The 21,519-nt window shown below is 38.6% G+C and carries 32 protein-coding genes; all 32 read right to left on the bottom strand.

Features of this window, described 5'->3' with window-relative positions; all coding sequences use genetic code 11:
* Positions 1–116: 116 nt before the first annotated feature.
* The gene (gene rpsK, locus COE53_RS04180) at positions 117–506 is read right to left on the bottom strand and encodes a 30S ribosomal protein S11 (protein ID WP_056467481.1); all 390 of its coding nucleotides are present in this window, start codon (positions 504–506) and stop codon (positions 117–119) included.
* Between the two features lie 29 nt (positions 507–535).
* Positions 536–901, bottom strand: coding sequence for a 30S ribosomal protein S13 (gene rpsM, locus COE53_RS04175; protein ID WP_056467478.1), 366 nt, complete (start codon positions 899–901; stop codon positions 536–538).
* 21 nt (positions 902–922) lie between these two features.
* Complete coding sequence (gene rpmJ / locus COE53_RS04170; protein WP_000868344.1) at positions 923–1,036, bottom strand: 50S ribosomal protein L36; 114 nt, start codon at positions 1,034–1,036, stop codon at positions 923–925.
* 38 nt (positions 1,037–1,074) lie between these two features.
* Entirely contained in the window at positions 1,075–1,293 is a 219-nt protein-coding gene (gene infA, locus COE53_RS04165; RefSeq protein ID WP_056467475.1) for a translation initiation factor IF-1, read from the bottom strand.
* A gap of 226 nt (positions 1,294–1,519) precedes the next feature.
* On the bottom strand, positions 1,520–2,170 hold the full coding sequence (locus tag COE53_RS04160) for an adenylate kinase (RefSeq protein ID WP_056467472.1): 651 nt from the start codon (positions 2,168–2,170) through the stop codon (positions 1,520–1,522).
* A gap of 49 nt (positions 2,171–2,219) precedes the next feature.
* Complete coding sequence (gene secY, locus COE53_RS04155) at positions 2,220–3,527, bottom strand: preprotein translocase subunit SecY (protein ID WP_069033616.1); 1,308 nt, start codon at positions 3,525–3,527, stop codon at positions 2,220–2,222.
* A 1-nt stretch (position 3,528) separates the two neighbouring features.
* Entirely contained in the window at positions 3,529–3,969 is a 441-nt protein-coding gene (rplO, locus tag COE53_RS04150) for a 50S ribosomal protein L15 (protein ID WP_056467467.1), read from the bottom strand.
* Positions 3,970–3,999: 30 nt separating this feature from the next.
* Entirely contained in the window at positions 4,000–4,182 is a 183-nt protein-coding gene (rpmD, locus tag COE53_RS04145; RefSeq protein ID WP_056467464.1) for a 50S ribosomal protein L30, read from the bottom strand.
* A gap of 15 nt (positions 4,183–4,197) precedes the next feature.
* A complete protein-coding gene (gene rpsE / locus COE53_RS04140; protein ID WP_056467462.1) occupies positions 4,198–4,698 on the bottom strand; it encodes a 30S ribosomal protein S5 in 501 nt (166 codons plus the stop codon).
* A 20-nt stretch (positions 4,699–4,718) separates the two neighbouring features.
* Positions 4,719–5,081: a 50S ribosomal protein L18 gene (rplR, locus tag COE53_RS04135; protein ID WP_069033615.1), complete on the bottom strand. Its 363-nt coding sequence runs from the start codon at positions 5,079–5,081 to the stop codon at positions 4,719–4,721.
* Positions 5,082–5,114: 33 nt separating this feature from the next.
* Positions 5,115–5,651 carry a 50S ribosomal protein L6 gene (gene rplF / locus COE53_RS04130; protein ID WP_069033614.1) on the bottom strand — a complete coding sequence of 179 codons (537 nt, stop codon included), beginning with the start codon at positions 5,649–5,651 and terminating at the stop codon, positions 5,115–5,117.
* Between the two features lie 30 nt (positions 5,652–5,681).
* Positions 5,682–6,080, bottom strand: coding sequence for a 30S ribosomal protein S8 (rpsH, locus tag COE53_RS04125; RefSeq protein WP_056467453.1), 399 nt, complete (start codon positions 6,078–6,080; stop codon positions 5,682–5,684).
* 33 nt (positions 6,081–6,113) lie between these two features.
* A complete protein-coding gene (locus tag COE53_RS04120) occupies positions 6,114–6,299 on the bottom strand; it encodes a type Z 30S ribosomal protein S14 (protein ID WP_056467450.1) in 186 nt (61 codons plus the stop codon).
* A 34-nt stretch (positions 6,300–6,333) separates the two neighbouring features.
* The gene (gene rplE, locus COE53_RS04115) at positions 6,334–6,873 is read right to left on the bottom strand and encodes a 50S ribosomal protein L5 (RefSeq protein WP_069033613.1); all 540 of its coding nucleotides are present in this window, start codon (positions 6,871–6,873) and stop codon (positions 6,334–6,336) included.
* A 28-nt stretch (positions 6,874–6,901) separates the two neighbouring features.
* The gene (gene rplX, locus COE53_RS04110) at positions 6,902–7,213 is read right to left on the bottom strand and encodes a 50S ribosomal protein L24 (RefSeq protein ID WP_056467443.1); all 312 of its coding nucleotides are present in this window, start codon (positions 7,211–7,213) and stop codon (positions 6,902–6,904) included.
* Between the two features lie 56 nt (positions 7,214–7,269).
* Positions 7,270–7,638, bottom strand: coding sequence for a 50S ribosomal protein L14 (gene rplN, locus COE53_RS04105; RefSeq protein ID WP_056467440.1), 369 nt, complete (start codon positions 7,636–7,638; stop codon positions 7,270–7,272).
* Between the two features lie 46 nt (positions 7,639–7,684).
* Positions 7,685–7,948: a 30S ribosomal protein S17 gene (gene rpsQ / locus COE53_RS04100; protein ID WP_069033612.1), complete on the bottom strand. Its 264-nt coding sequence runs from the start codon at positions 7,946–7,948 to the stop codon at positions 7,685–7,687.
* A gap of 21 nt (positions 7,949–7,969) precedes the next feature.
* Positions 7,970–8,170: a 50S ribosomal protein L29 gene (rpmC, locus tag COE53_RS04095; RefSeq protein ID WP_056467434.1), complete on the bottom strand. Its 201-nt coding sequence runs from the start codon at positions 8,168–8,170 to the stop codon at positions 7,970–7,972.
* Positions 8,160–8,594 carry a 50S ribosomal protein L16 gene (gene rplP, locus COE53_RS04090; protein WP_069033611.1) on the bottom strand — a complete coding sequence of 145 codons (435 nt, stop codon included), beginning with the start codon at positions 8,592–8,594 and terminating at the stop codon, positions 8,160–8,162. The genes rpmC and rplP overlap by 11 nt, the downstream gene beginning before the upstream one ends.
* Before the next feature lie 2 nt (positions 8,595–8,596).
* The gene (rpsC, locus tag COE53_RS04085; protein WP_056467428.1) at positions 8,597–9,256 is read right to left on the bottom strand and encodes a 30S ribosomal protein S3; all 660 of its coding nucleotides are present in this window, start codon (positions 9,254–9,256) and stop codon (positions 8,597–8,599) included.
* Between the two features lie 3 nt (positions 9,257–9,259).
* Complete coding sequence (gene rplV / locus COE53_RS04080) at positions 9,260–9,601, bottom strand: 50S ribosomal protein L22 (protein ID WP_056467425.1); 342 nt, start codon at positions 9,599–9,601, stop codon at positions 9,260–9,262.
* A 17-nt stretch (positions 9,602–9,618) separates the two neighbouring features.
* A complete protein-coding gene (rpsS, locus tag COE53_RS04075; protein WP_069033610.1) occupies positions 9,619–9,897 on the bottom strand; it encodes a 30S ribosomal protein S19 in 279 nt (92 codons plus the stop codon).
* Positions 9,898–9,954: 57 nt separating this feature from the next.
* The gene (rplB, locus tag COE53_RS04070) at positions 9,955–10,785 is read right to left on the bottom strand and encodes a 50S ribosomal protein L2 (protein ID WP_056467419.1); all 831 of its coding nucleotides are present in this window, start codon (positions 10,783–10,785) and stop codon (positions 9,955–9,957) included.
* A 31-nt stretch (positions 10,786–10,816) separates the two neighbouring features.
* On the bottom strand, positions 10,817–11,107 hold the full coding sequence (rplW, locus tag COE53_RS04065; RefSeq protein WP_056467416.1) for a 50S ribosomal protein L23: 291 nt from the start codon (positions 11,105–11,107) through the stop codon (positions 10,817–10,819).
* Positions 11,107–11,730, bottom strand: coding sequence for a 50S ribosomal protein L4 (gene rplD / locus COE53_RS04060; protein ID WP_069033609.1), 624 nt, complete (start codon positions 11,728–11,730; stop codon positions 11,107–11,109). Before rplD ends, rplW begins: the two co-directional genes overlap by 1 nt.
* 27 nt (positions 11,731–11,757) lie before the next feature.
* Positions 11,758–12,387: a 50S ribosomal protein L3 gene (gene rplC / locus COE53_RS04055; RefSeq protein ID WP_056467410.1), complete on the bottom strand. Its 630-nt coding sequence runs from the start codon at positions 12,385–12,387 to the stop codon at positions 11,758–11,760.
* A 33-nt stretch (positions 12,388–12,420) separates the two neighbouring features.
* Positions 12,421–12,729 carry a 30S ribosomal protein S10 gene (rpsJ, locus tag COE53_RS04050; protein ID WP_056467407.1) on the bottom strand — a complete coding sequence of 103 codons (309 nt, stop codon included), beginning with the start codon at positions 12,727–12,729 and terminating at the stop codon, positions 12,421–12,423.
* 336 nt (positions 12,730–13,065) lie between these two features.
* Complete coding sequence (tuf, locus tag COE53_RS04045) at positions 13,066–14,253, bottom strand: elongation factor Tu (RefSeq protein ID WP_056467401.1); 1,188 nt, start codon at positions 14,251–14,253, stop codon at positions 13,066–13,068.
* Between the two features lie 130 nt (positions 14,254–14,383).
* Entirely contained in the window at positions 14,384–16,462 is a 2,079-nt protein-coding gene (gene fusA, locus COE53_RS04040) for an elongation factor G (RefSeq protein ID WP_069033608.1), read from the bottom strand.
* Positions 16,463–16,697: 235 nt separating this feature from the next.
* Entirely contained in the window at positions 16,698–17,168 is a 471-nt protein-coding gene (gene rpsG / locus COE53_RS04035; RefSeq protein WP_056467395.1) for a 30S ribosomal protein S7, read from the bottom strand.
* Between the two features lie 32 nt (positions 17,169–17,200).
* Complete coding sequence (rpsL, locus tag COE53_RS04030; protein WP_056467392.1) at positions 17,201–17,623, bottom strand: 30S ribosomal protein S12; 423 nt, start codon at positions 17,621–17,623, stop codon at positions 17,201–17,203.
* A gap of 248 nt (positions 17,624–17,871) precedes the next feature.
* Positions 17,872–21,480, bottom strand: a complete 3,609-nt coding sequence (gene rpoC, locus COE53_RS04025) for a DNA-directed RNA polymerase subunit beta' (RefSeq protein WP_091024918.1) — start codon at positions 21,478–21,480, stop codon at positions 17,872–17,874.
* Positions 21,481–21,519: the final 39 nt, after the last annotated feature.

Here is a 21,519-nt window from a genome sequence, read left to right as displayed (position 1 = left end):
CCGAAAGTCCCTATTAGGCAGTTCCTAATTGTGCACAACAAGAGATGTCTGTTAATATTTGCCAAACATATATCATAATCCATTATAGACAATTTTTGAAAATTTATACAGACAAATTATACACGACGACGTTTTGGTGGACGGCATCCGTTATGTGGAACTGGAGTAACGTCTCTGATAGCAGTTACTTCAAGACCAGCAGCTTGAAGAGCACGGATAGCAGCCTCACGACCAGCACCCGGACCTTTAACAGTTACGTCAAGAGTTTTTAAACCGTGTTCCATAGAAGCTTTAGCAGCAGTTTCAGCAGCCATTTGTGCAGCGAATGGAGTAGATTTACGAGATCCTTTGAAACCTAATGATCCAGCGCTTGACCAAGAAATTGCGTTACCATGAACATCAGTGATTGTTACGATTGTGTTATTGAAAGTTGAACGAATATGAGCTGTACCAGCTTCAATATTCTTTTTCACACGACGTTTACGTACATTTGTTTTACGTGCCATGTTGAATACCCTCCTTTACTTAAAAAATATTATTTCTTCTTGTTCGCTACTGTGCGGCGTGGGCCTTTACGAGTACGAGCATTGTTTTTAGTGTTTTGACCACGAACAGGTAAGCTACGACGGTGGCGAATACCACGATATGAACCGATTTCGATTAGACGTTTAATGTTTAAAGAAACTTCACGACGAAGATCCCCTTCAACTTTCAACTTATCGATTAATTCACGAATTTTACCTAATTCTTCTTCTGTTAAATCACGTACACGAGTGTCTTCTGAAATACCAGCTTCAGCTAAGATTTTTTCAGAAGTTGCACGACCGATTCCGTATACATAAGTTAAAGAAACAACCACGCGTTTGTCGCGAGGAATATCTACACCAGCAATACGAGCCATTCTAGTGCACCTCCTTCTTTATTAACCTTGTTTTTGTTTATGTTTTGGATTTTCACAAATTACCATTACTTTACCACGTCTGCGGATAACTTTACATTTTTCACAGATTGGTTTTACTGATGGTCTCACTTTCATGATTTCAACCTCCTTGTAGATTACGGAGTGCATATTTATTATTTAAAACGGTACGTAATACGGCCACGAGTTAAATCATATGGAGATAGTTCTACAGTAACTTTGTCACCTGGAAGAATACGAATGAAGTTCATACGAATTTTACCAGAAACGTGTGCAAGAACGACATGACCATTTTCCAATTCAACCTTGAACATCGCATTCGGAAGTGTTTCCGTAACGGTACCTTCAATTTCAATTACATCATCTTTCGCCATTAGGGCATTCTCCTTTCTTCAAATCAGTAGCTTGCTTGTAGGCAAACATACGCTTAGGAACATTAAGCCAAAGTGCTCTGATATGTTGGAGATTTTTGGCCTACTAAAGACCTATATTATATCAATCGTTCCAAGCAAAGCCATGTTTAAGCTTTAATAACAGTATCAGTTTTGACGAAACAACAATACGTCATACACAAGGAACGACGATCTTATCGTTCAATTATTAAACTAACTCTTTTAAAAGATTATCAATGTCATTGAAAACTTTATTAATCTCTTGTTCACCTTCAATTGTTTTTACATAACCAAGATTATTATAGAAATCAAGTAAAGGCTGAGTTTGTTTGATATTTACTTCAAGGCGATTTGCAACTGTTTCTTCATTATCATCCGCACGTTGATAAAGTTCTCCGCCACATTTAGGGCAAACACCCTCTTCAACAGGTGGATTGAAAATTAAATGATAAGTTGCTCCACACTCTTTGCAAATACGACGACCTGTTAAACGTTCAATTAAAAGTTGTTGGTCTACATGAATGTTTAACACGAAGTCAATTTTACGATTCATTACTTTCAGAGTCTCTTCTAGTGCTTCAGCCTGCGCAACTGTTCTAGGAAAGCCATCCAGTAAAAAACCATTTTGGCAATCATCTTTAGCTAATCGTTCACGTACAATACCAATTGTTACCTCATCAGGAACAAGATGACCTTGATCCATAAACGATTTTGCTTGAAGACCTAGTTCTGTGCCGTCTTTAATCGCTGCACGGAACATATCACCAGTAGATATATGAGGAATGCCGTATTTTTCGACAATTTTCTCAGCTTGTGTGCCTTTGCCTGCACCAGGAAGCCCCATAAGAATTAAATTCATGGTTAATCCTCCTCAAAATTAGGTGAGCAATAGGGAATTATGCATTTCCCTATGCTCGTTCTTTTATAAAGCCTTTGTAGTTTCTCTTAACAAGCTGACTTTCTAATTGTTTCATTGTTTCAAGCGCAACGCCGACTACGATTAGTAAACTTGTTCCTCCAATTTGAGCTGAAGGTGGTAAGTTCGCAATTTTACCAAATACGATTGGTAATAAAGCGATGACAGCTAAGAAAATTGCTCCTACGAAAGTTAAACGATATAAGACTTTAATGATATATTCTTGAGTGCTCTTACCTGGGCGAATACCCGGGATGTAGCCACCTTGCTTCTGAAGATTTTCAGCCATTTGCTCTGGATTTGCCTGAACAAAAGTATAAAAATATGTGAAAGCAATGATCAAGATTAAATAAAATGCCATTCCCCATGGATTGTTATACGTAAAATGCGTTTTAATCCATTCAGTCACATTGTTACTTGGTAAGAACGATGCAATTGTTGAAGGAGTAATTAAAAATGAAACAGCGAAGATTACCGGAATAACCCCAGCGCCATTTACTTTTAAAGGCAAGTGAGTAGATTGTCCTCCGACATAGCTATTATTACCATTGTTACGTTTAGCATATTGAATTGGAATTTTACGATTAGCTTGTTGAATGTAAATTACAGCTACGATTACTAAAAGTAAAACTAAAAACACTATACCAACCTTAACGATGTTCATGAATAGCGCGTCTCCAGCATTTTGAAATTGTTGCTGATAGACTTGGTGAAGTGTATTAGGAATAGCAGCAACTATACCGCCAAAGATGATAACTGATATACCGTTCCCTACACCTTTAGCAGTAATCTGCTCACCTAACCACAATAAGAAAGATGTTCCAGCTGTTAGTACAATTGCTATATAAATATAGGTTGACCAACCTGGATTTTCTATTAACATTCCGCCAGTAACATTGTTCATACTGATTGATAATCCAATTGCTTCTACAAAACCTAGAATAATTGTGATGTATCTAGTCAGTTGAGTCAATTTACGTCGACCAATCTCACCTTGCTTCGACCATTCAGTTAACTTCGGAACAACGTCCATTTGAAGTAACTGAATAATGATTGAAGCAGTAATGTAAGGCATTATACCCATTGCAAAAATCGAGAACTGTTTAAGAGCTCCTCCACCGAATGTATTTAACACTCCGAAAATACTCGTCGTACTATCTTGAGATGCTAATACATCAGCGTTGACGTTTGGAACAGGTATAAACGTTCCAATACGAAATACAATTAACATTAATAACGTAAAGAATATTTTTTTTCTAATATCTGCAATGCGCATAAAGTTGGAGATTGTCCGGAACATTTTAGATCACCTCAGCATTTCCACCAGCTGCTTCGATTGCCTCTACTGCAGAAGATGAGAACTTGTGAGCTTTAACAGTAAGTTTAACTTCTAACTTACCTTTACCTAAAATCTTAATACCAGCTAATTCTTTACGAACAATACCAGTTTCGATCAGTAACTCAGGAGTTACTTCAGTTCCGTTTTCGAAGCGATTTAACGTTTCAACATTAACGATTGCGTAATCTTTACGGTTGATGTTAGTGAAACCACGTTTTGGTAAACGACGGAATAAAGGAGTTTGACCACCTTCAAATCCAAGACGAACACCGCCACCTGAACGAGCGTTTTGTCCTTTATGACCTTTACCAGCAGTTTTACCAGTACCTGAACCAATACCACGACCGATACGTTTAGATACTTTACGAGAACCTTCTGTAGGTTTTAATTCATGAAGTTTCATTAGGGCACCTCCTTACTTATTCATGTTCAATTAAATTTCTTTTACAGATACAAGGTGAGAAACTTTATTAATCATCCCACGCATTGCAGCGTTATCTTGTTTAACAACAGTTTGGTTTGTTTTAGTAATACCTAAAGCACGAACTGTTGCGATTTGATCTTGTTTACGACCAATTACACTGCGAGTAAGGGTAATTTCTAACTGTTTAGCCATCGTTATCCCTCCTTATTAACCTAGTAATTCTTCTACAGATTTACCACGTAATTTTGCAACTTCATCCGCACGTTTTAAGTTACTTAAACCTTCGATTGTAGCACGTACAATGTTTACTGGTGTGTTAGAACCAAGAGATTTAGATAAAATATCATGTACCCCAGCAAGTTCTAATACCGCACGAACAGGACCTCCAGCGATAACTCCAGTACCTTCAGAAGCAGGTTTTAAGAATACTTCACCAGCTCCAAAACGACCAGTAATTACGTGAGGAATTGTAGTTCCAACGATTGGTACATTAATTAGATTTTTCTTAGCATCTTCAACAGCTTTACGAATAGCATCAGGTACTTCTTGAGCTTTACCAGTACCAAAACCTACATGACCGTTTTTGTCACCAACAACTACTAATGCTGCAAAGCGGAAACGACGACCACCTTTTACAACTTTAGCAACACGGTTGATCGTAACTAAGCGTTCTTCAAGCTCTAATTTATTAGGATCAATGCGACGCATGTATGTCCCTCCTTCTTTTATTAAAATTGTAAACCAGCTTCACGAGCAGCTTCAGCTAAAGCTTTTACGCGACCATGATATAAGTAACCACCGCGGTCGAATACAACTACAGAAACACCTTTTTCAGTAGCACGTTTTGCAACTAAGCTACCAACTAATGTTGCTGCTTCGATGTTACCAGTACCATTTAAAGTTAATTCTTTATCTAAAGTTGATGCACTTGCTAATGTTACACCATTAACATCATCAATGATTTGAGCATAGATATGGTTGTTTGAACGGTAAACGTTTAAACGTGGACGTTCTTGAGTACCAGATAATTTAGTACGAACACGAGCATGTCTTTTTTTACGTACTGCATTTTTATCAGCCTTAAAGATCATCTTGGTCACTCCTTTCTCTTATCTAGTTATAGATTACTTCGCAGTTTTACCTTCTTTACGACGAACCATTTCGCCTTCGTAACGGATACCTTTACCTTTGTAAGGCTCTGGTGGACGTACTTGACGAATGTAAGCAGCAAGAGCACCTACACGTTCTTTGTCGATACCTTTAATACTGATTTTAGTATTTGAAGGTACTTCGATTTCAACACCATTTTCAGGAGTGATCTCAACTGGGTGAGAATAACCAACAGCTAGAACAAGTTTGTCACCTGTTTTAGTCGCACGGTAACCTACCCCAACTAATTCAAGGTTACGAGTATAACCATTAGTTACACCTTCAACCATGTTACCTAAGATAGCACGAGTTGTACCATGAAGAGCACGGTGCTCTTTGTTATCAGTTGGACGTGCAACTGATAATACGTTCTCGTTAACTTCGATTGTCATATCAGGGCTAAAAGTACGAGTTAACTCACCTTTAGGTCCTTTTACTGTAATAGTATTGTTGTTATTAGTAAGAGTAACTCCAGCAGGAATTACAAGTTCTTTTTTACCAACACGAGACATTCACTACACCTCCATTCTCTCTGTGTTATATTACCAAACGTATGCTAAGATTTCGCCACCAGTTTTTGCTTGACGAGCTTCTTTATCTGTCATTACACCTTTAGATGTTGAAACAATAGCAACACCTAAACCGTTAAGTACGCGAGGTACTTCGTCAGCTTTCGCGTATACACGTAAGCCAGGCTTAGAAATTCTTTTTAATCCAGTGATAACACGTTCGTTGTTCACACCATATTTTAAGAAAATACGGATGATACCTTGTTTATCATCTTCAATGTACTCAACGTCACGGATGAAACCTTCACGTTTTAGAATTTCAGCAACCTCTTTCTTTAGGTTAGAACCTGGGAATTCTAATTTCTCGTGACGTACCATGTTCGCATTACGAATGCGAGTAAGCATATCTGCAATAGGATCTGTCATGACCATGTTCAGATAACCTCCTTCCTAATATCTATAGAATTACCAACTAGCTTTTTTAACGCCAGGGATTTGTCCTTTATAAGCAAGTTCACGGAAACAAATACGGCAAAGTTTAAATTTACGTAATACTGAGTGTGGACGTCCGCAACGTTCGCAACGTGTATACTCTTGTACTTTAAATTTCTGAGCACGTTTTTGTTTCGCAATCATTGATTTTTTAGCCACGTTTTCGCCTCCTCTTCTTTAGCGCTGGCTTTCATTATTTTTGAAAAGGCATTCCGAATAATGTTAGCATTTCACGAGCTTCTTCATCAGTATTTGCAGTAGTTACAATAACGATGTCCATACCACGTACTTTGTTTACTTTATCATAATCGATCTCTGGGAAGATTAATTGCTCTTTAACACCTAAAGTGTAGTTTCCACGGCCATCGAATGCTTTTTTAGAGATTCCACGGAAGTCACGTACACGAGGTAAAGTTACAGAAACTAATTTCTCAAAGAATTCGTACATACGCTCACCGCGTAATGTAACTTTAGCACCGATAGGCATTCCTTCACGAAGACGGAATTGAGCGATTGATTTTTTAGCTCTAGTAACAACAGGTTTTTGACCTGCGATTAAAGTTAATTCCTCAACAGCAGTATCTAATGCTTTTGAATTTGAAACAGCCTCACCAACACCCATGTTGATGACGATCTTTTCAATTTTTGGCACTTGCATAACTGATTTATAGTTAAACTTGCTCACTAGAGCAGGAGTGATTTCATTTTGATATTTCTCGACTAGGCGGTTCATTCAGTTGACCTCCTTTCATAAATTTCTATTATTTATCAAGTAATTCGCCTGATTTTTTTGCAATACGTACTTTTTTACCATCCACTAATTGGTAACCTACGCGTGTAGGTACTCCAGTTTTTGGATCTAATGCCATAACATTAGAAACATGGATTGGTGCTTCTTTCTCGATGATGCCACCTTGTGGGTTAGCTTGAGTAGGTTTTGAGTGTTTTTTAATGATGTTAACACCTTCAACTAGTACGCGGTTATTCTTTGGAAAAGCAGCAAGGATAACACCTTGTTTTCCTTTGTCTTTACCAGAGATAACTTGAACTTTATCACCTTTTTTTACATGCATCTTCTTCGTGCACCTCCTTAATAAGGCTTTCTGAAGTATTTATTAAAGTACATTAATTAAAGTACTTCTGGAGCTAATGATACGATTTTCATGAAGTTGCTATCACGTAATTCACGTGCAACTGGTCCGAAAATACGAGTACCACGTGGGCTCTTATCATCTTTAATGATAACAGCTGCGTTTTCATCAAATTTGATGTAAGTACCGTCTGGACGACGAACACCGCGTTTCGTACGAACGATAACAGCTTTAACTACATCACCTTTTTTAACAACGCCACCTGGTGTTGCTTGTTTTACTGTACATACGATGATATCACCGATGTTAGCAGTTTTACGGCCTGAACCACCTAATACTTTAATAGTAAGTAATTCACGTGCACCTGAATTGTCAGCAACTTTTAAACGAGTTTCTTGTTGGATCATGTCAAATTGACCTCCTTTCGGATTAAGAATGATATCCGATCATCTATTAGATAATAACAGCTTCTTCTACGATTTCAACTAAACGGAAACGTTTTGTAGCTGATAATGGACGAGTCTCCATGATTTTTACGATATCGCCAACTTTTGCAGTGTTTAGCTCATCGTGCGCTTTATATTTCTTAGAATATCTAACGCGTTTTCCGTATAGTTTATGTGTTTTATAAGTTTCAACTACAACAGTAATTGTCTTATCCATCTTATCAGAAACTACACGTCCTGTGTAAACTTTACGTTGGTTACGTTCGCTCACTGTGCAAACCTCCCCTCATCATTAATTATTAGAGTTAATTTCTCTTTCACGAACTACAGTTTTCATACGAGCAATTGCTTTACGAACCTCGCGGATACGAGCAGTGTTCTCTAATTGTCCTGTAGCTAATTGGAAACGAAGATTGAATAACTCTTCTTTAAGAGATTTCACTTTTAATTCAATTTCAGCAGTGGTAAGATCGCGAATCTCATTAGTTTTCATTAGAATCACCACCATTGTCTTCACGTTTTACAAACTTACATTTAACTGGTAATTTGTGAGCTGCTAAGCGTAGTGCTTCACGAGCTACTTCTTCAGATACACCAGCGATTTCGAACATAATTTTTCCTGGTTTAACGACTGCTACCCAACCTTCAGGAGCACCTTTACCGCTACCCATACGAACCTCAAGAGGTTTAGCTGTGTAAGGTTTAGAAGGGAAGATTTTAATCCATACTTTACCGCCACGTTTCATGTAACGAGTCATTGCACGACGCGCTGCTTCAATTTGACGGTTAGTAATCCAAGAAGCTTCAGTAGATTGTAAACCGAATTCACCAAATGCTACTTCAGTACCACCTTTGGCACGTCCGCGCATTTTTCCACGATGCTCTCTTCTATATTTAACACGTTTAGGCATTAACATAATTAATTTCCTCCTTCCTCAGAAGCTTTCTTTTTTGTAGGAAGAACTTCACCTTTGTAGATCCATACTTTTACGCCTAGTTTACCGTATGTTGTATCTGCTTCTGCAGTTGCATAATCGATATCCGCACGTAATGTATGAAGTGGCACTGTACCTTCACTATATGATTCTGAACGAGCAATATCTGCTCCGCCAAGACGACCAGAAACTTGTGTTTTAATACCTAATGCACCAGCACGCATAGCACGTTGAAGTACTTGCTTTTGAGCACGACGGAAAGAAACACGGTTTTCTAATTGACGAGCGATGTTTTCAGCTACTAATTTAGCATCAAGATCTGCTCTTTTAATTTCGATGATGTTGATATGAACACGTTTGCCAGTAAGGTTGTTTAAAGCTTTACGAAGAGCTTCAACTTCCGAACCACCTTTACCGATTACCATACCTGGTTTTGCAGTGTGAACAGTAATGTTTACACGGTTAGCAGCTCTTTCGATTTCTACTTTAGAAACAGCAGAATCTTTTAAACGAGTGCTGATGTACTCACGAATTTTGATGTCTTCATGTAAAAGATCAGCGTAATCTTTTTCAGCGTACCATTTAGATTCCCAATCTTTAATAATACCAACACGAAGTCCGACTGGATTTACCTTTTGTCCCATCGATTATCCCTCCTTCTTCTCTGATACCACGATTGTAATGTGGCTTGTGCGTTTGTTGATTGCGCTAGCACGTCCTTGTGCACGAGGGCGGAAACGTTTTAAAGTAGCACCTTCATCAACGAATACTTTTTCGATGTATAAGTTATTAACATCCATATCATAGTTGTGCTCTGCGTTAGCAATAGCAGATTTTAATAATTTTTCTACAACAGGAGAAGCAGTTTTTGGTGTGTGTCGAAGGATTGCGATCGCTTCGCCAACTTGTTTACCTCGGATTAAATCGACTACTAGACGAACTTTACGAGGAGCGATACGAACTGTTCTCAGTACAGCTTTAGCTTGCATTGGAGTGCCTCCTCTCATTATCTTCTAGTTTTCTTGTCATCCGCATCGTGACCTTTATAAGTACGAGTTGGAGCAAATTCACCAAGTTTGTGACCTACCATATCTTCCGATACATATACAGGTACGTGTTTACGACCATCGTACACTGCAATAGTATGTCCGATAAATTGTGGGAAAATAGTCGAACGACGTGACCAAGTTTTAACAACTTGCTTAGAGTCAGTCTCGTTTAATTTCTCAACTTTAGCTAATAAGTGATCATCAATAAATGGACCTTTTTTCAGGCTGCGTCCCATTGTGGTACCTCCCTTCGTGATTGACCTACGGTTCTAGTGAACCGTAGCACAATCGCGTTATTTTTTACGACGACGAACGATAAACTTGTCTGACGCTTTGTTTTTCTTACGAGTTTTGTAACCAAGAGTTGGTTTACCCCATGGAGACATTGGTGATTTACGTCCGATTGGAGAGCGTCCTTCACCACCACCGTGTGGGTGATCAACTGGGTTCATTACAGATCCACGTACAGTTGGGCGTTTACCCATCCAACGAGAACGACCTGCTTTACCGATGTTAATAAGTTCGTGATGTTCGTTACCAACTTGACCTACTGTCGCGCGGCAAGTTGCTAAAATCATACGTACTTCACCAGAGTTTAAACGAACTAGTACATAACGATCTTCTTTACCTAATACTTGAGCAGAAGTACCAGCTGAACGTACTAATTGTCCTCCACGACCTGGTTTTAACTCGATGTTGTGAATTGTAGTACCTACTGGAATGTTTACAAGTGGTAAAGCGTTACCTACTTTAATATCTGCTTCAGGACCTGAAACGATTTCCATTCCTACTACTAAGTTTTTAGGAGCTAGGATGTAACGTTTTTCTCCATCAGCGTAGTTAATTAACGCAATGTTTGCAGAACGGTTTGGATCGTACTCGATTGTAGCAACGCGTCCTGGTATACCATCTTTATCTCGTTTGAAATCGATGATACGGTATTGACGTTTGTGTCCACCACCTTGGTGACGAACAGTAATTTTACCTTGGTTATTACGGCCAGCTTTTTTACTAAGTGGAGCTAATAATGATTTTTCTGGTTTGTCAGTAGTGATCTCAGCAAAATCATTAGTAGTCATACCACGGCGACCGTTAGTGGTTGGTTTATACTTTTTGATTCCCATCGTAATTTCCCTCCTTTTCTAGTAGTTAGTATTAAACGCCTTCGAATAATGTAATTTCTTGGCTATCAGCAGTTAATTTAACGATTGCTTTTCTACGACGGTTTGTGTAACCAGCATGTTTACCCATACGTTTAAACTTACCTTTGTAGTTCATTACGTTAACTTTTTCTACTTTAACACCGAAGATTGCTTCAACAGCATCTTTAACTTCAGTTTTGTTAGCTCTTACATCTACTTCAAAAGTGTATTTTTTTTCAGCGATTGCTTCCATAGAAGCTTCAGTGATAACTGGGCGTTTGATAATATCACGAGGATCCTTCATTACGCAAGCACCTCCTCTACTTTTTCCACCGCAGCTTTAGTCATGATTAATGTATCATGATGTAAAACGTCGATTACGTTTACTTCATTTGCTGCAAGAACTGTGATTCCAGGGATATTGCGAGCAGATAAAGCTACGTTTTCATTTAGGTCAGCTGTTACGATTAAAACTTTCTTAGCAACTGATAAGCCAGTTAATACAGTAACCATATCTTTTGTTTTTGGTGCGTTTAACGCTAAATCTTCAAGAACTAGCATGCTTTGTTCTAATACTTTAGTAGATAAAGCTGATTTAATCGCTAAGCGACGTACCTTTTTAGGTATTTTATATGAGTATGATCTTGGAGCTGGACCGAATACGATACCACCACCACGCCATTGTGGAGAACGGATTGAACCTTGACGAGCACGGCCAGTTCCTTTTTGTCTCCATGGTTTGCGACCACCACCACGTACTTCAGAACGTGTTTTAACTTTGTGTGTACCTTGACGTAAAGATGCACGTTGCATCATTACAGCATCAAATAAAGCATGTTCGTTTGGAGCGATTCCGAATACAGCATCAGCTAATTCGATTTCTCCTACTTGAGCACCTGTTTGATTAAACATAGTAACTTTAGGCATTTTATTTCCTCCTTTCTTCTAAATTAATTATTTAGATTTAACCGCAGTACGGATTGTTACGTAAGATTTTTTAGAACCTGGTACATTACCTTTTACTAAAAGTAAGTTACGTTCAACGTCAACTTTAACGATTTGTAGGTTTTGTACAGTTACTTTTTCTCCACCCATTTGACCAGGTAAAGCTTTGTTTTTGAATACACGGTTCGGAGCAACAGGACCCATTGAACCTGGACGACGGTGGTAACGAGAACCGTGAGACATTGGTCCACGAGATTGTCCGTGGCGCTTAATGCTACCTTGGAATCCTTTACCTTTTGAAGTTCCAGTTACATCAACGATGTCACCATTTGCAAAAATATCTACTTTGACTTCTTGACCAACTTCATAAGCTGATACGTCAGCGTTGCGAAGTTCACGAACGAAGCGCTTAGGTGCAGTGTTTGCTTTAGCAGAGTGCCCTTTTTCTGGTTTGTTAGCTAATTTTTCACGTTTGTCAGCGAAACCGATTTGGATAGCTTCGTAGCCATCAGTTTCAGTAGTTTTCTTTTGTAAAACCACGTTTGGAGTAGCTTCGATTACAGTTACTGGAATTAACTCGCCGTTTTCAGCAAATACTTGTGTCATACCGATCTTTTTCCCTAAGATTCCTTTAGTCATAAGTCACACCTCCTGAATTTATATATAATGTTATTAAAGTTTGATTTCAATATCAACGCCAGATGGTAAATCTAGTCTCATTAATGAATCAACTGTTTGAGGAGTTGGATTCACGATATCGATTAAACGTTTGTGAGTGCGCATTTCGAATTGCTCACGAGAATCTTTGTATTTATGAACCGCACGAAGGATCGTGTAAACTGATTTCTCAGTTGGTAACGGAATCGGACCAGATACAGAAGCACCAGAACGTTTCGCTGTTTCAACGATTTTCTCTGCAGATTGATCTAAAATACGGTGATCATAAGCTTTTAAACGAATACGAATTTTTTCTTTTGCCATAATTTTCCCTCCTTTTTCGCCTATTTAAATAATAGACATACTCCATGGAAATTTCCTTACACTCGCCATGGCAAAGCGGCCGGGTGTATCAGCAACCTTCCACTTCTACGCAGTCAAAGACCAACATCATCTATTATACATAAAAAATAATGCTATTGCAAGCATTTGTTATAAGTTTAGATAAATAATGTTCTCGTCGTCTTCAGTACTTAGTTATTATATTATCTTCAATTATTAAAATCAAGCAAGAATCGGTTATATTGCATATTTTAAATATTTCCAATTAACTTATAAAAAAAGCTTAGAAGAAAAGATCTTCTAAGCTTTTAAGTTTAATTATTCAACGATTGTAGCAACTACGCCAGCGCCTACAGTACGTCCACCCTCACGGATAGAGAACTTAGTTCCTTCTTCAACAGCGATTGCGTTGATTAACTCAACAGTCATTTCGATGTTGTCGCCAGGCATAACCATTTCAACGCCTTCTGGTAATTGGATGATTCCAGTTACGTCAGTTGTACGGAAATAGAATTGTGGACGGTAGTTAGCGAAGAATGGAGTGTGACGTCCACCTTCTTCTTTAGATAAAACATAAACTTCAGCTTTGAACTTAGTGTGTTGTTTAACTGAACCTGGTTTAGCTAAAACTTGACCACGTTGGATATCGTCACGAGCAACCCCACGAAGAAGTGCACCGATGTTATCTCCAGCTTCTGCTTGGTCAAGAAGTTTACGGAACATTTCAACACCTGTTACAGTAGTTGATTTTGGCTCTTCAACAAGACCGATGATTTCTACTACGTCACCAACTTTAACGATACCACGCTCAACACGACCAGTAGCAACTGTTCCACGACCAGTAATTGAGAATACATCCTCAACTGGCATTAAGAAAGGCTTGTCAGTTTCACGAGCTGGTGTTGGGATATAAGAATCAACTTCAGCCATTAATTCATGAATTTTAGCTTCCCACGCAGCATCTCCTTCAAGAGCTTTAAGTGCAGAACCTTTGATTACTGGAATGTCATCGCCAGGGAATTCGTATTCTGATAATAGATCACGGATTTCCATTTCAACTAATTCAAGTAACTCTTCATCGTCAACCATGTCACATTTGTTCATGAATACTACGATGTAAGGTACACCTACTTGACGAGATAAAAGAATGTGCTCACGAGTTTGAGGCATTGGACCATCAGCAGCAGATACTACTAAGATACCACCGTCCATTTGAGCAGCACCAGTGATCATGTTTTTAACATAGTCAGCGTGACCTGGGCAGTCAACGTGTGCATAGTGACGAGTTTCTGTTTCGTACTCAACGTGTGCAGTAGAGATTGTGATTCCACGCTCTCTTTCTTCTGGAGCTCCGTCGATTTGATCGTAAGCGCGAGCTTCAGCTCCACCTACTTTAGCTAATACAGTTGTAATAGCAGCAGTTAATGTAGTTTTACCATGGTCAACGTGTCCGATTGTACCAATGTTAACGTGTGGTTTTACACGTTCGAATTTAGCTTTACCCATTGTAAAAATCCTCCTTATAATTAAGAAAATTAATTTTTAGTTTTATTATTATGCTATAAAGGGTAACTTGTACCCCTTATAGCTAACATCTAACATAAATAGTTATACATGATGAGAACTAAATAATCAATTACTCACCTTTATATTTTTTAATAATTTCTTCAGAAATTGATTTTGGTACATCTTCGTAATGGTCAAATACCATTGAGAACGTTCCACGACCTTGAGTGTTAGAACGTAATGAAGTTGCATAACCAAACATTTCTGAAAGTGGTACCATAGCACGAACAACTTGAGCGTTACCGCGTGCTTCCATACCTTCAACGCGTCCACGACGAGATGTAATATCACCCATGATATCTCCTAAGTATTCCTCAGGGATAACAACTTCTACTTTCATTAATGGTTCAAGTAGAACTGGGTTACATTTCTTAACAGCATTTTTAAGAGCTAATGAAGCAGCTACTTTAAACGCCATCTCGTTTGAGTCAACATCATGGTAAGATCCATCGAATAATTTCGCTTTAATGTCGATTAGTGGGAAACCAGCTAATACACCATTTTTAAGTGAATCTTCAAGACCTGCAGCTACAGCTGGGATGTATTCACGAGGAACAACACCACCAACGATTGCATTTTCAAATTCGAAGCCTTTTCCTTCTTCGTTTGGTGAGAATTCAATCCAAACGTGTCCGAATTGTCCACGTCCACCTGATTGACGAACGAATTTACCTTCTACTTGTGCAGAAGAACGGAAAGTTTCACGGTATGCTACTTGAGGAGCACCAACGTTAGCTTCTACTTTAAATTCACGACGCATACGGTCAACGATGATATCAAGGTGAAGCTCACCCATACCAGCGATGATTACTTGACCAGTTTCTTGGTCAGTATGTGCACGGAAAGTTGGATCTTCTTCAGTTAATTTAACTAATGCTTGACCCATTTTATCTTGGTCAGCTTTAGATTTTGGTTCGATCGCAATTGAGATAACTGGATCAGGGAACTCCATAGACTCAAGAATTACTAGATTCTTTTCATCACATAAAGTATCACCAGTTGTAGTGTCTTTAAGACCTACAGCAGCAGCGATATCTCCAGCGTATACTTTCGAAATCTCTTGACGAGAGTTAGCATGCATTTGTAGGATACGTCCTACACGCTCACGCTTACCTTTTGTAGAGTTTTGAACGTATGAACCAGATTCTAACGTACCTGAGTATACTCGGAAGAACGTTAATTTACCAACATAAGGATCAGTCATGATTTTGAATGCTAATGCAGCGAAAGGCTCTTCATCACTTGAAGGAACGATTTTCTCTTCATCAGTATCAGGTAATGTTCCTTTGATAGCTGGTACATCTAATGGAGATGGTAGGTAGTCAATTACTGCATCAAGCATTAATTGAACACCTTTGTTTTTGAAAGCAGAACCACAAACTACTGGGTAGAATTGTACTGAACATGTAGCTGTACGAATAGCAGCTTTTAATTCAGGAATTGTGATTTCTTCACCTTCAAGGTATTTCATCATTAATTCTTCATCTAACTCAGCTACCGCTTCGATTAAACGACCACGGTACTCTTCAGCTAGTTCTTGATATTCTTCTGGAATTTCGATTGTTTCAATGTCAGTTCCTAAGTCATTATTATACTTAATAGCTTTCATTTCAACTAGGTCAACAATACCCCAGAAGTTATCTTCAGCACCCATCGCTAATTGGATTGGGTGTGCGTTAGCTTGTAAACGGTCATGTAACGTACCTACAGAGTATAAGAAATCCGCGCCGATTTTATCCATTTTGTTAACGAATACTACACGTGGAACTCCGTAAGTAGTTGCTTGGCGCCAAACTGTTTCAGTTTGAGGCTCAACACCTGATTGAGCATCAAGTACTGCTACTGCGCCATCAAGTACACGTAGTGAACGTTCAACTTCTACAGTGAAGTCTACGTGACCTGGAGTATCAATGATATTTACACGGTGGTTATTCCACTGAGCTGTTGTAGCAGCAGATGTGATTGTGATACCACGCTCTTGCTCTTGCTCCATCCAGTCCATTTGTGAAGCTCCTTCATGAGTTTCACCAATTTTGTGAATACGACCTGTGTAATAAAGGATACGCTCTGTTGTTGTTGTTTTACCAGCATCAATGTGAGCCATGATCCCGATATTACGAGTGTTATTTAAGGAGAACTCTCTAGTCATCAGGGTTCTTTCTCCCTTCCAGTATTAGTTAGGATTTTTTAGTACAAGAAAAAGTTATTCCTATACATACTTCATGTTATTAAGTTAAGCAAGCACTACAAGCAAGGAACTATTATGTCATCCTAAATTATGTAATCCGACGTTCACCTATTTAATCTAGCAAGCTAAATTAGAAATAGGTGAACGACTTAACCAACATTCATTATGTGCAGAAATAACTAAATTGCTTTTAATCTTACCAACGGTAGTGAGCAAACGCTTTGTTCGCTTCTGCCATTTTGTGTGTATCTTCACGTTTCTTAACTGCAGAACCTGAGTTGTTAGCTGCATCAAGAATTTCATTAGCTAAACGCTCTTCCATCGTTTTTTCTCCACGAAGACGAGCATAGTTAACTAACCAGCGAAGACCTAAAGTTGTACGGCGCTCAGGGCGAACCTCAACTGGTACTTGGTAGTTTGAACCACCAACACGACGAGCTCTAACTTCTAGAACTGGCATGATATTTTTAAGAGCTGCTTCGAATACTTCCATTGGTTCTTTACCAGAACGTTCTTGGATTAATTCAAATGCTCCGTATAAGATAGCTTGAGACTTTCCTCTTTTTCCGTCAATCATCATTTTGTTGATTAAACGAGAAACTAATTTTGAATTATAAAGTGGATCTGGCAATACATCTCTTTTTGCAACAGGACCTTTACGTGGCATGTTATTTCCTCCTTTCGGCTAGTTGTTATTTATTACTTCTTAGCTGCTTTTGGTCTCTTAGTTCCATATTTAGAACGACCTTGCATACGTTTGTCAACACCTGCAGTATCTAATGCACCACGAACGATATGGTAACGTACCCCCGGTAAATCTTTTACACGTCCACCACGGATAAGAACAACACTGTGCTCTTGTAAGTTGTGTCCGATACCTGGGATATAAGCAGTTACCTCGATTTGGTTAGTTAAACGCACACGAGCATATTTACGTAAAGCTGAGTTTGGTTTCTTTGGAGTCATTGTACCAACACGAGTACAAACACCACGTTTTTGTGGAGCTGATAAATCAGTTGATTTTTTCTTTAATGAGTTGAAACCTTTATTTAATGCTGGTGATTTTGATTTCCATACTTTAGAAGTACGTCCATTACGCACTAACTGGTTAATAGTAGGCATGAGTTTTCCTCCCTTCAAATATTTATAAGACCACACATCCAGGTGGTTCATAATAAGTTGAAAACAAAGTTTTTGCAAGAAGAAGGAAGCCCTACTTCTCACAAAAACAGTTTTAACTACTGTATATTCCTAAATTAGCCCCGGATCTAACCTGCTTAGATTAGCAGTGCTATTGTCTAGGAGCAACCTTGAATATCTTATCATTTTTCATCAAATGATGTCAACTCAAGTTTGAAAATATTTTAAGTTTATTTTTCAACTAATACTTCTTCGTTCATTTCAACTGATTCAGTTAAATCTTTAACAAGATCTACTTTACGGTATCTGTTCATACCTGTACCAGCTGGAACCAACTTACCTATAATAACATTCTCTTTTAATCCTAGCAACTCATCACGTTTTCCTTTAATCGCAGCGTCTGTTAATACACGCGTTGTTTCTTGGAATGATGCAGCAGATAGGAATGAGTCTGTTTCTAATGATGCTTTTGTAATACCTAGTAATAATGGGCGCGCAGTAGCTGGTTGTTTACCTGCAAATAAAGCTTCTTTATTCGCTTCAGTAAACTGGTGTAGTTCTAATAATGTACCAGGTAGTAAAGTTGTCTCACCTGCATCCATTACACGAACTTTCTTCAGCATTTGACGTACCATTACCTCTACGTGCTTATCGCCAATTTCTACCCCTTGCATACGGTATACTTTTTGCACTTCACGTAGTAAGTATTCTTGAACAGCATTTGTACCTTTTACTTTTAACAGTTCTTTCGGATCGATTGAACCTTCTGTCATTACTTGACCACGTTCAATTGATTCACCTTCTTGAACTTTTAGTCTAGCGCCATAAGGAACTGGGTAGTTTCTAGATTCAACTGAGCCTTGAACAATAATTTCTTGTTTATCTTTAGCGTCAGTAGAAATTGAGATAATACCATCAATTTCAGAAATAACTGCTTGACCTTTAGGATTACGTGCTTCAAATAGTTCTTGAATACGAGGTAAACCTTGAGTAATATCGTCTCCTGCTACCCCACCTGTATGGAATGTACGCATCGTTAACTGTGTACCTGGTTCACCGATTGATTGTGCAGCAATAATACCTACTGCTTCACCAACTTCAACCTCAGCACCTGTAGCTAAGTTACGGCCATAACATTTTTTACATACTCCATGGTTAGTATTACATGTGAACGCAGAACGAATATTAACTTCTTCAATACCAGCATCGATAATTTCACGAGCTAAGTCTTCTGTAATTAAATCGTTCTCTTGAGCAAGTAATACACCTGTTTCTGGGTGGCGTATAGTTGAACGTAAATGACGACCAACTAAACGATCGTATAATCCTTCAATAATTTCGTTACCTTCTTTAATTGCCTTAACATGTAATCCACGGTCAGTACCACAATCATCTTGGCGAACGATTACATCTTGTGCAACGTCAACTAGACGACGAGTTAAGTAACCTGAATCGGCTGTTTTTAGTGCTGTATCGGCAAGACCTTTACGTGCACCGTGTGTAGAGATGAAGTATTCAAGTACCGTTAGACCTTCACGGAATGAAGATTTGATTGGTAACTCGATAATACGACCAGCCGGGTTGGCCATCAGACCACGCATACCTGCAAGCTGAGTAAAGTTTGATGCGTTACCACGGGCACCAGAGTCACTCATCATAAAGATAGGGTTACGTTTATTTAGGGAAGCCATCAGTTTTCCTTGAATTACATCCTTCGCATCACTCCAAATAGCGATTACACGATCATAACGCTCATCTTCTGTGATTAAACCACGACGGAATTGTTTTAGTACTTTATCTACTTTTTCTTGAGCTTCAGCAATAATTAACTGCTTCTCCGGTAATACGATGATATCGGATACACCAACTGTAATACCAGCTTTAGTAGAGTGTCTAAATCCAAGATCCTTCATGCGGTCTAGCATTTTTGATGTTTCAGTAATTTTGAAACGTTTAAATACTTCTGCGATGATATTTCCAAGTATTTTCTTTTTGAAAGGAGCAATTTCTTCTCTGCTTTCAATGATTTCTTTAATATTCGAACCTTTAGATACAAAATACATCTGAGGAGTTTCCTTCTCAAGATTACTCTGAGTAGGTTCATTAATATATGGGAACGAAGTAGGTAAGATTTCATTGAAGATTAACTTACCAACCGTTGTAATTAATAATGAATTTTTTTGTTCTTCAGTAAATGTTTCGTTATTTAATGAATTTGCTGCAACAGCAACACGAGAATGTAAATGTACATAACCATTTTGGTATGCAATTAACGCCTCATTGATATCTTTAAATACCATACCTTCACCGACAGCGCCTGCACGCTCAAGAGTTAAGTAATAGTTACCTAATACCATATCTTGAGATGGTGTAACTACTGGCTTACCATCTTTCGGGTTAAGGATGTTTTGTGCTGCAAGCATTAGGATACGAGCTTCTGCTTGTGCTTCACTTGATAACGGTACGTGAACAGCCATTTGGTCACCATCAAAATCGGCATTGTATGCAGTACATACAAGTGGATGAAGACGGATTGCACGGCCTTCTACTAATGTAGGTTCGAACGCTTGGATACCAAGTCTGTGTAGAGTTGGGGCACGGTTTAGTAACACCGGATGCTCACGAATAACTGATTCTAATACATCCCAAATCTCAGGGTGTAAACGCTCAATTTTACGTTTCGCAGACTTAATGTTATGTGCTAATCCACGCTCTACTAATTCTTTCATCACGAATGGCTTGAATAATTCAATTGCCATTTCTTTTGGTAATCCACATTGATACATTTGTAAGTTTGGTCCTACAACGATAACCGAACGGCCAGAGTAGTCAACACGTTTACCAAGTAAGTTTTGACGGAAACGCCCTTGCTTACCTTTAAGCATGTGAGAAAGAGATTTTAATGGACGGTTACCTGGTCCAGTAACTGGACGGCCACGGCGACCATTGTCAATTAACGCATCAACTGCTTCTTGAAGCATACGTTTTTCGTTTTGTACGATGATGCTTGGTGCACCAAGGTCTAATAAACGTTTTAAACGGTTGTTACGGTTAATTACTCGACGATATAAATCGTTTAGATCTGAAGTTGCAAAACGTCCACCATCTAATTGAACCATAGGTCGTAATTCAGGTGGGATTACTGGTAGCACATCTAAGATCATCCAAGAAGGCTCATTACCAGAGTTACGGAATGCTTCTAAAACTTCTAAACGTTTAATTGCTCTTGTACGACGTTGACCTTGAGCAGTTTTCAACTCCTCTTTTAATGAATCAACATCTTTTTCAAGATTAATATCGCTTAATAGTTTTTTAATTGCTTCAGCACCCATAGATGCTTGGAAAGTTTGACCATAACGCTCACGATAAGCACGGAACTCCTTCTCGGAAAGCAATTGTTTCTTTTCTAAAGGAGTATCTCCAGCTTCTGTTACTACGTAAGAAGCAAAGTAGATTACTTCTTCCAGAGCACGAGGGGACATGTCTAAAACAAGTCCCATTCGGCTTGGAATACCTTTGAAATACCAAATATGTGATACTGGTGCAGCTAATTCAATGTGACCCATACGCTCACGACGTACTTTTGCACGAGTTACTTCAACTCCACATCGATCACAAACTACACCTTTATAACGTACACGTTTATATTTTCCGCAATGACATTCCCAATCTTTCGTAGGACCGAAAATGCGTTCACAGAAAAGACCATCTTTTTCAGGTTTTAATGTACGGTAGTTAATTGTTTCAGGTTTTTTAATTTCCCCGTATGACCACGAGCGAATTTTGTCAGGCGATGCAAGTCCGATCTTCATATACTCGAAATTATTTACATCTATCAAGGGGCCTACCTCCCTTTCTGTCCTAAGGTTTTACCCTAA

Origin of the sequence: Bacillus sp. AFS029533 (assembly GCF_002585125.1) — a bacterium.
Classification (GTDB): domain Bacteria; phylum Bacillota; class Bacilli; order Bacillales; family Bacillaceae_G; genus Gottfriedia; species Gottfriedia luciferensis_B.
The sequence above is the reverse complement of the archived record's forward strand: the minus strand, read 5'-3'. Positions and strand labels throughout refer to the sequence as shown.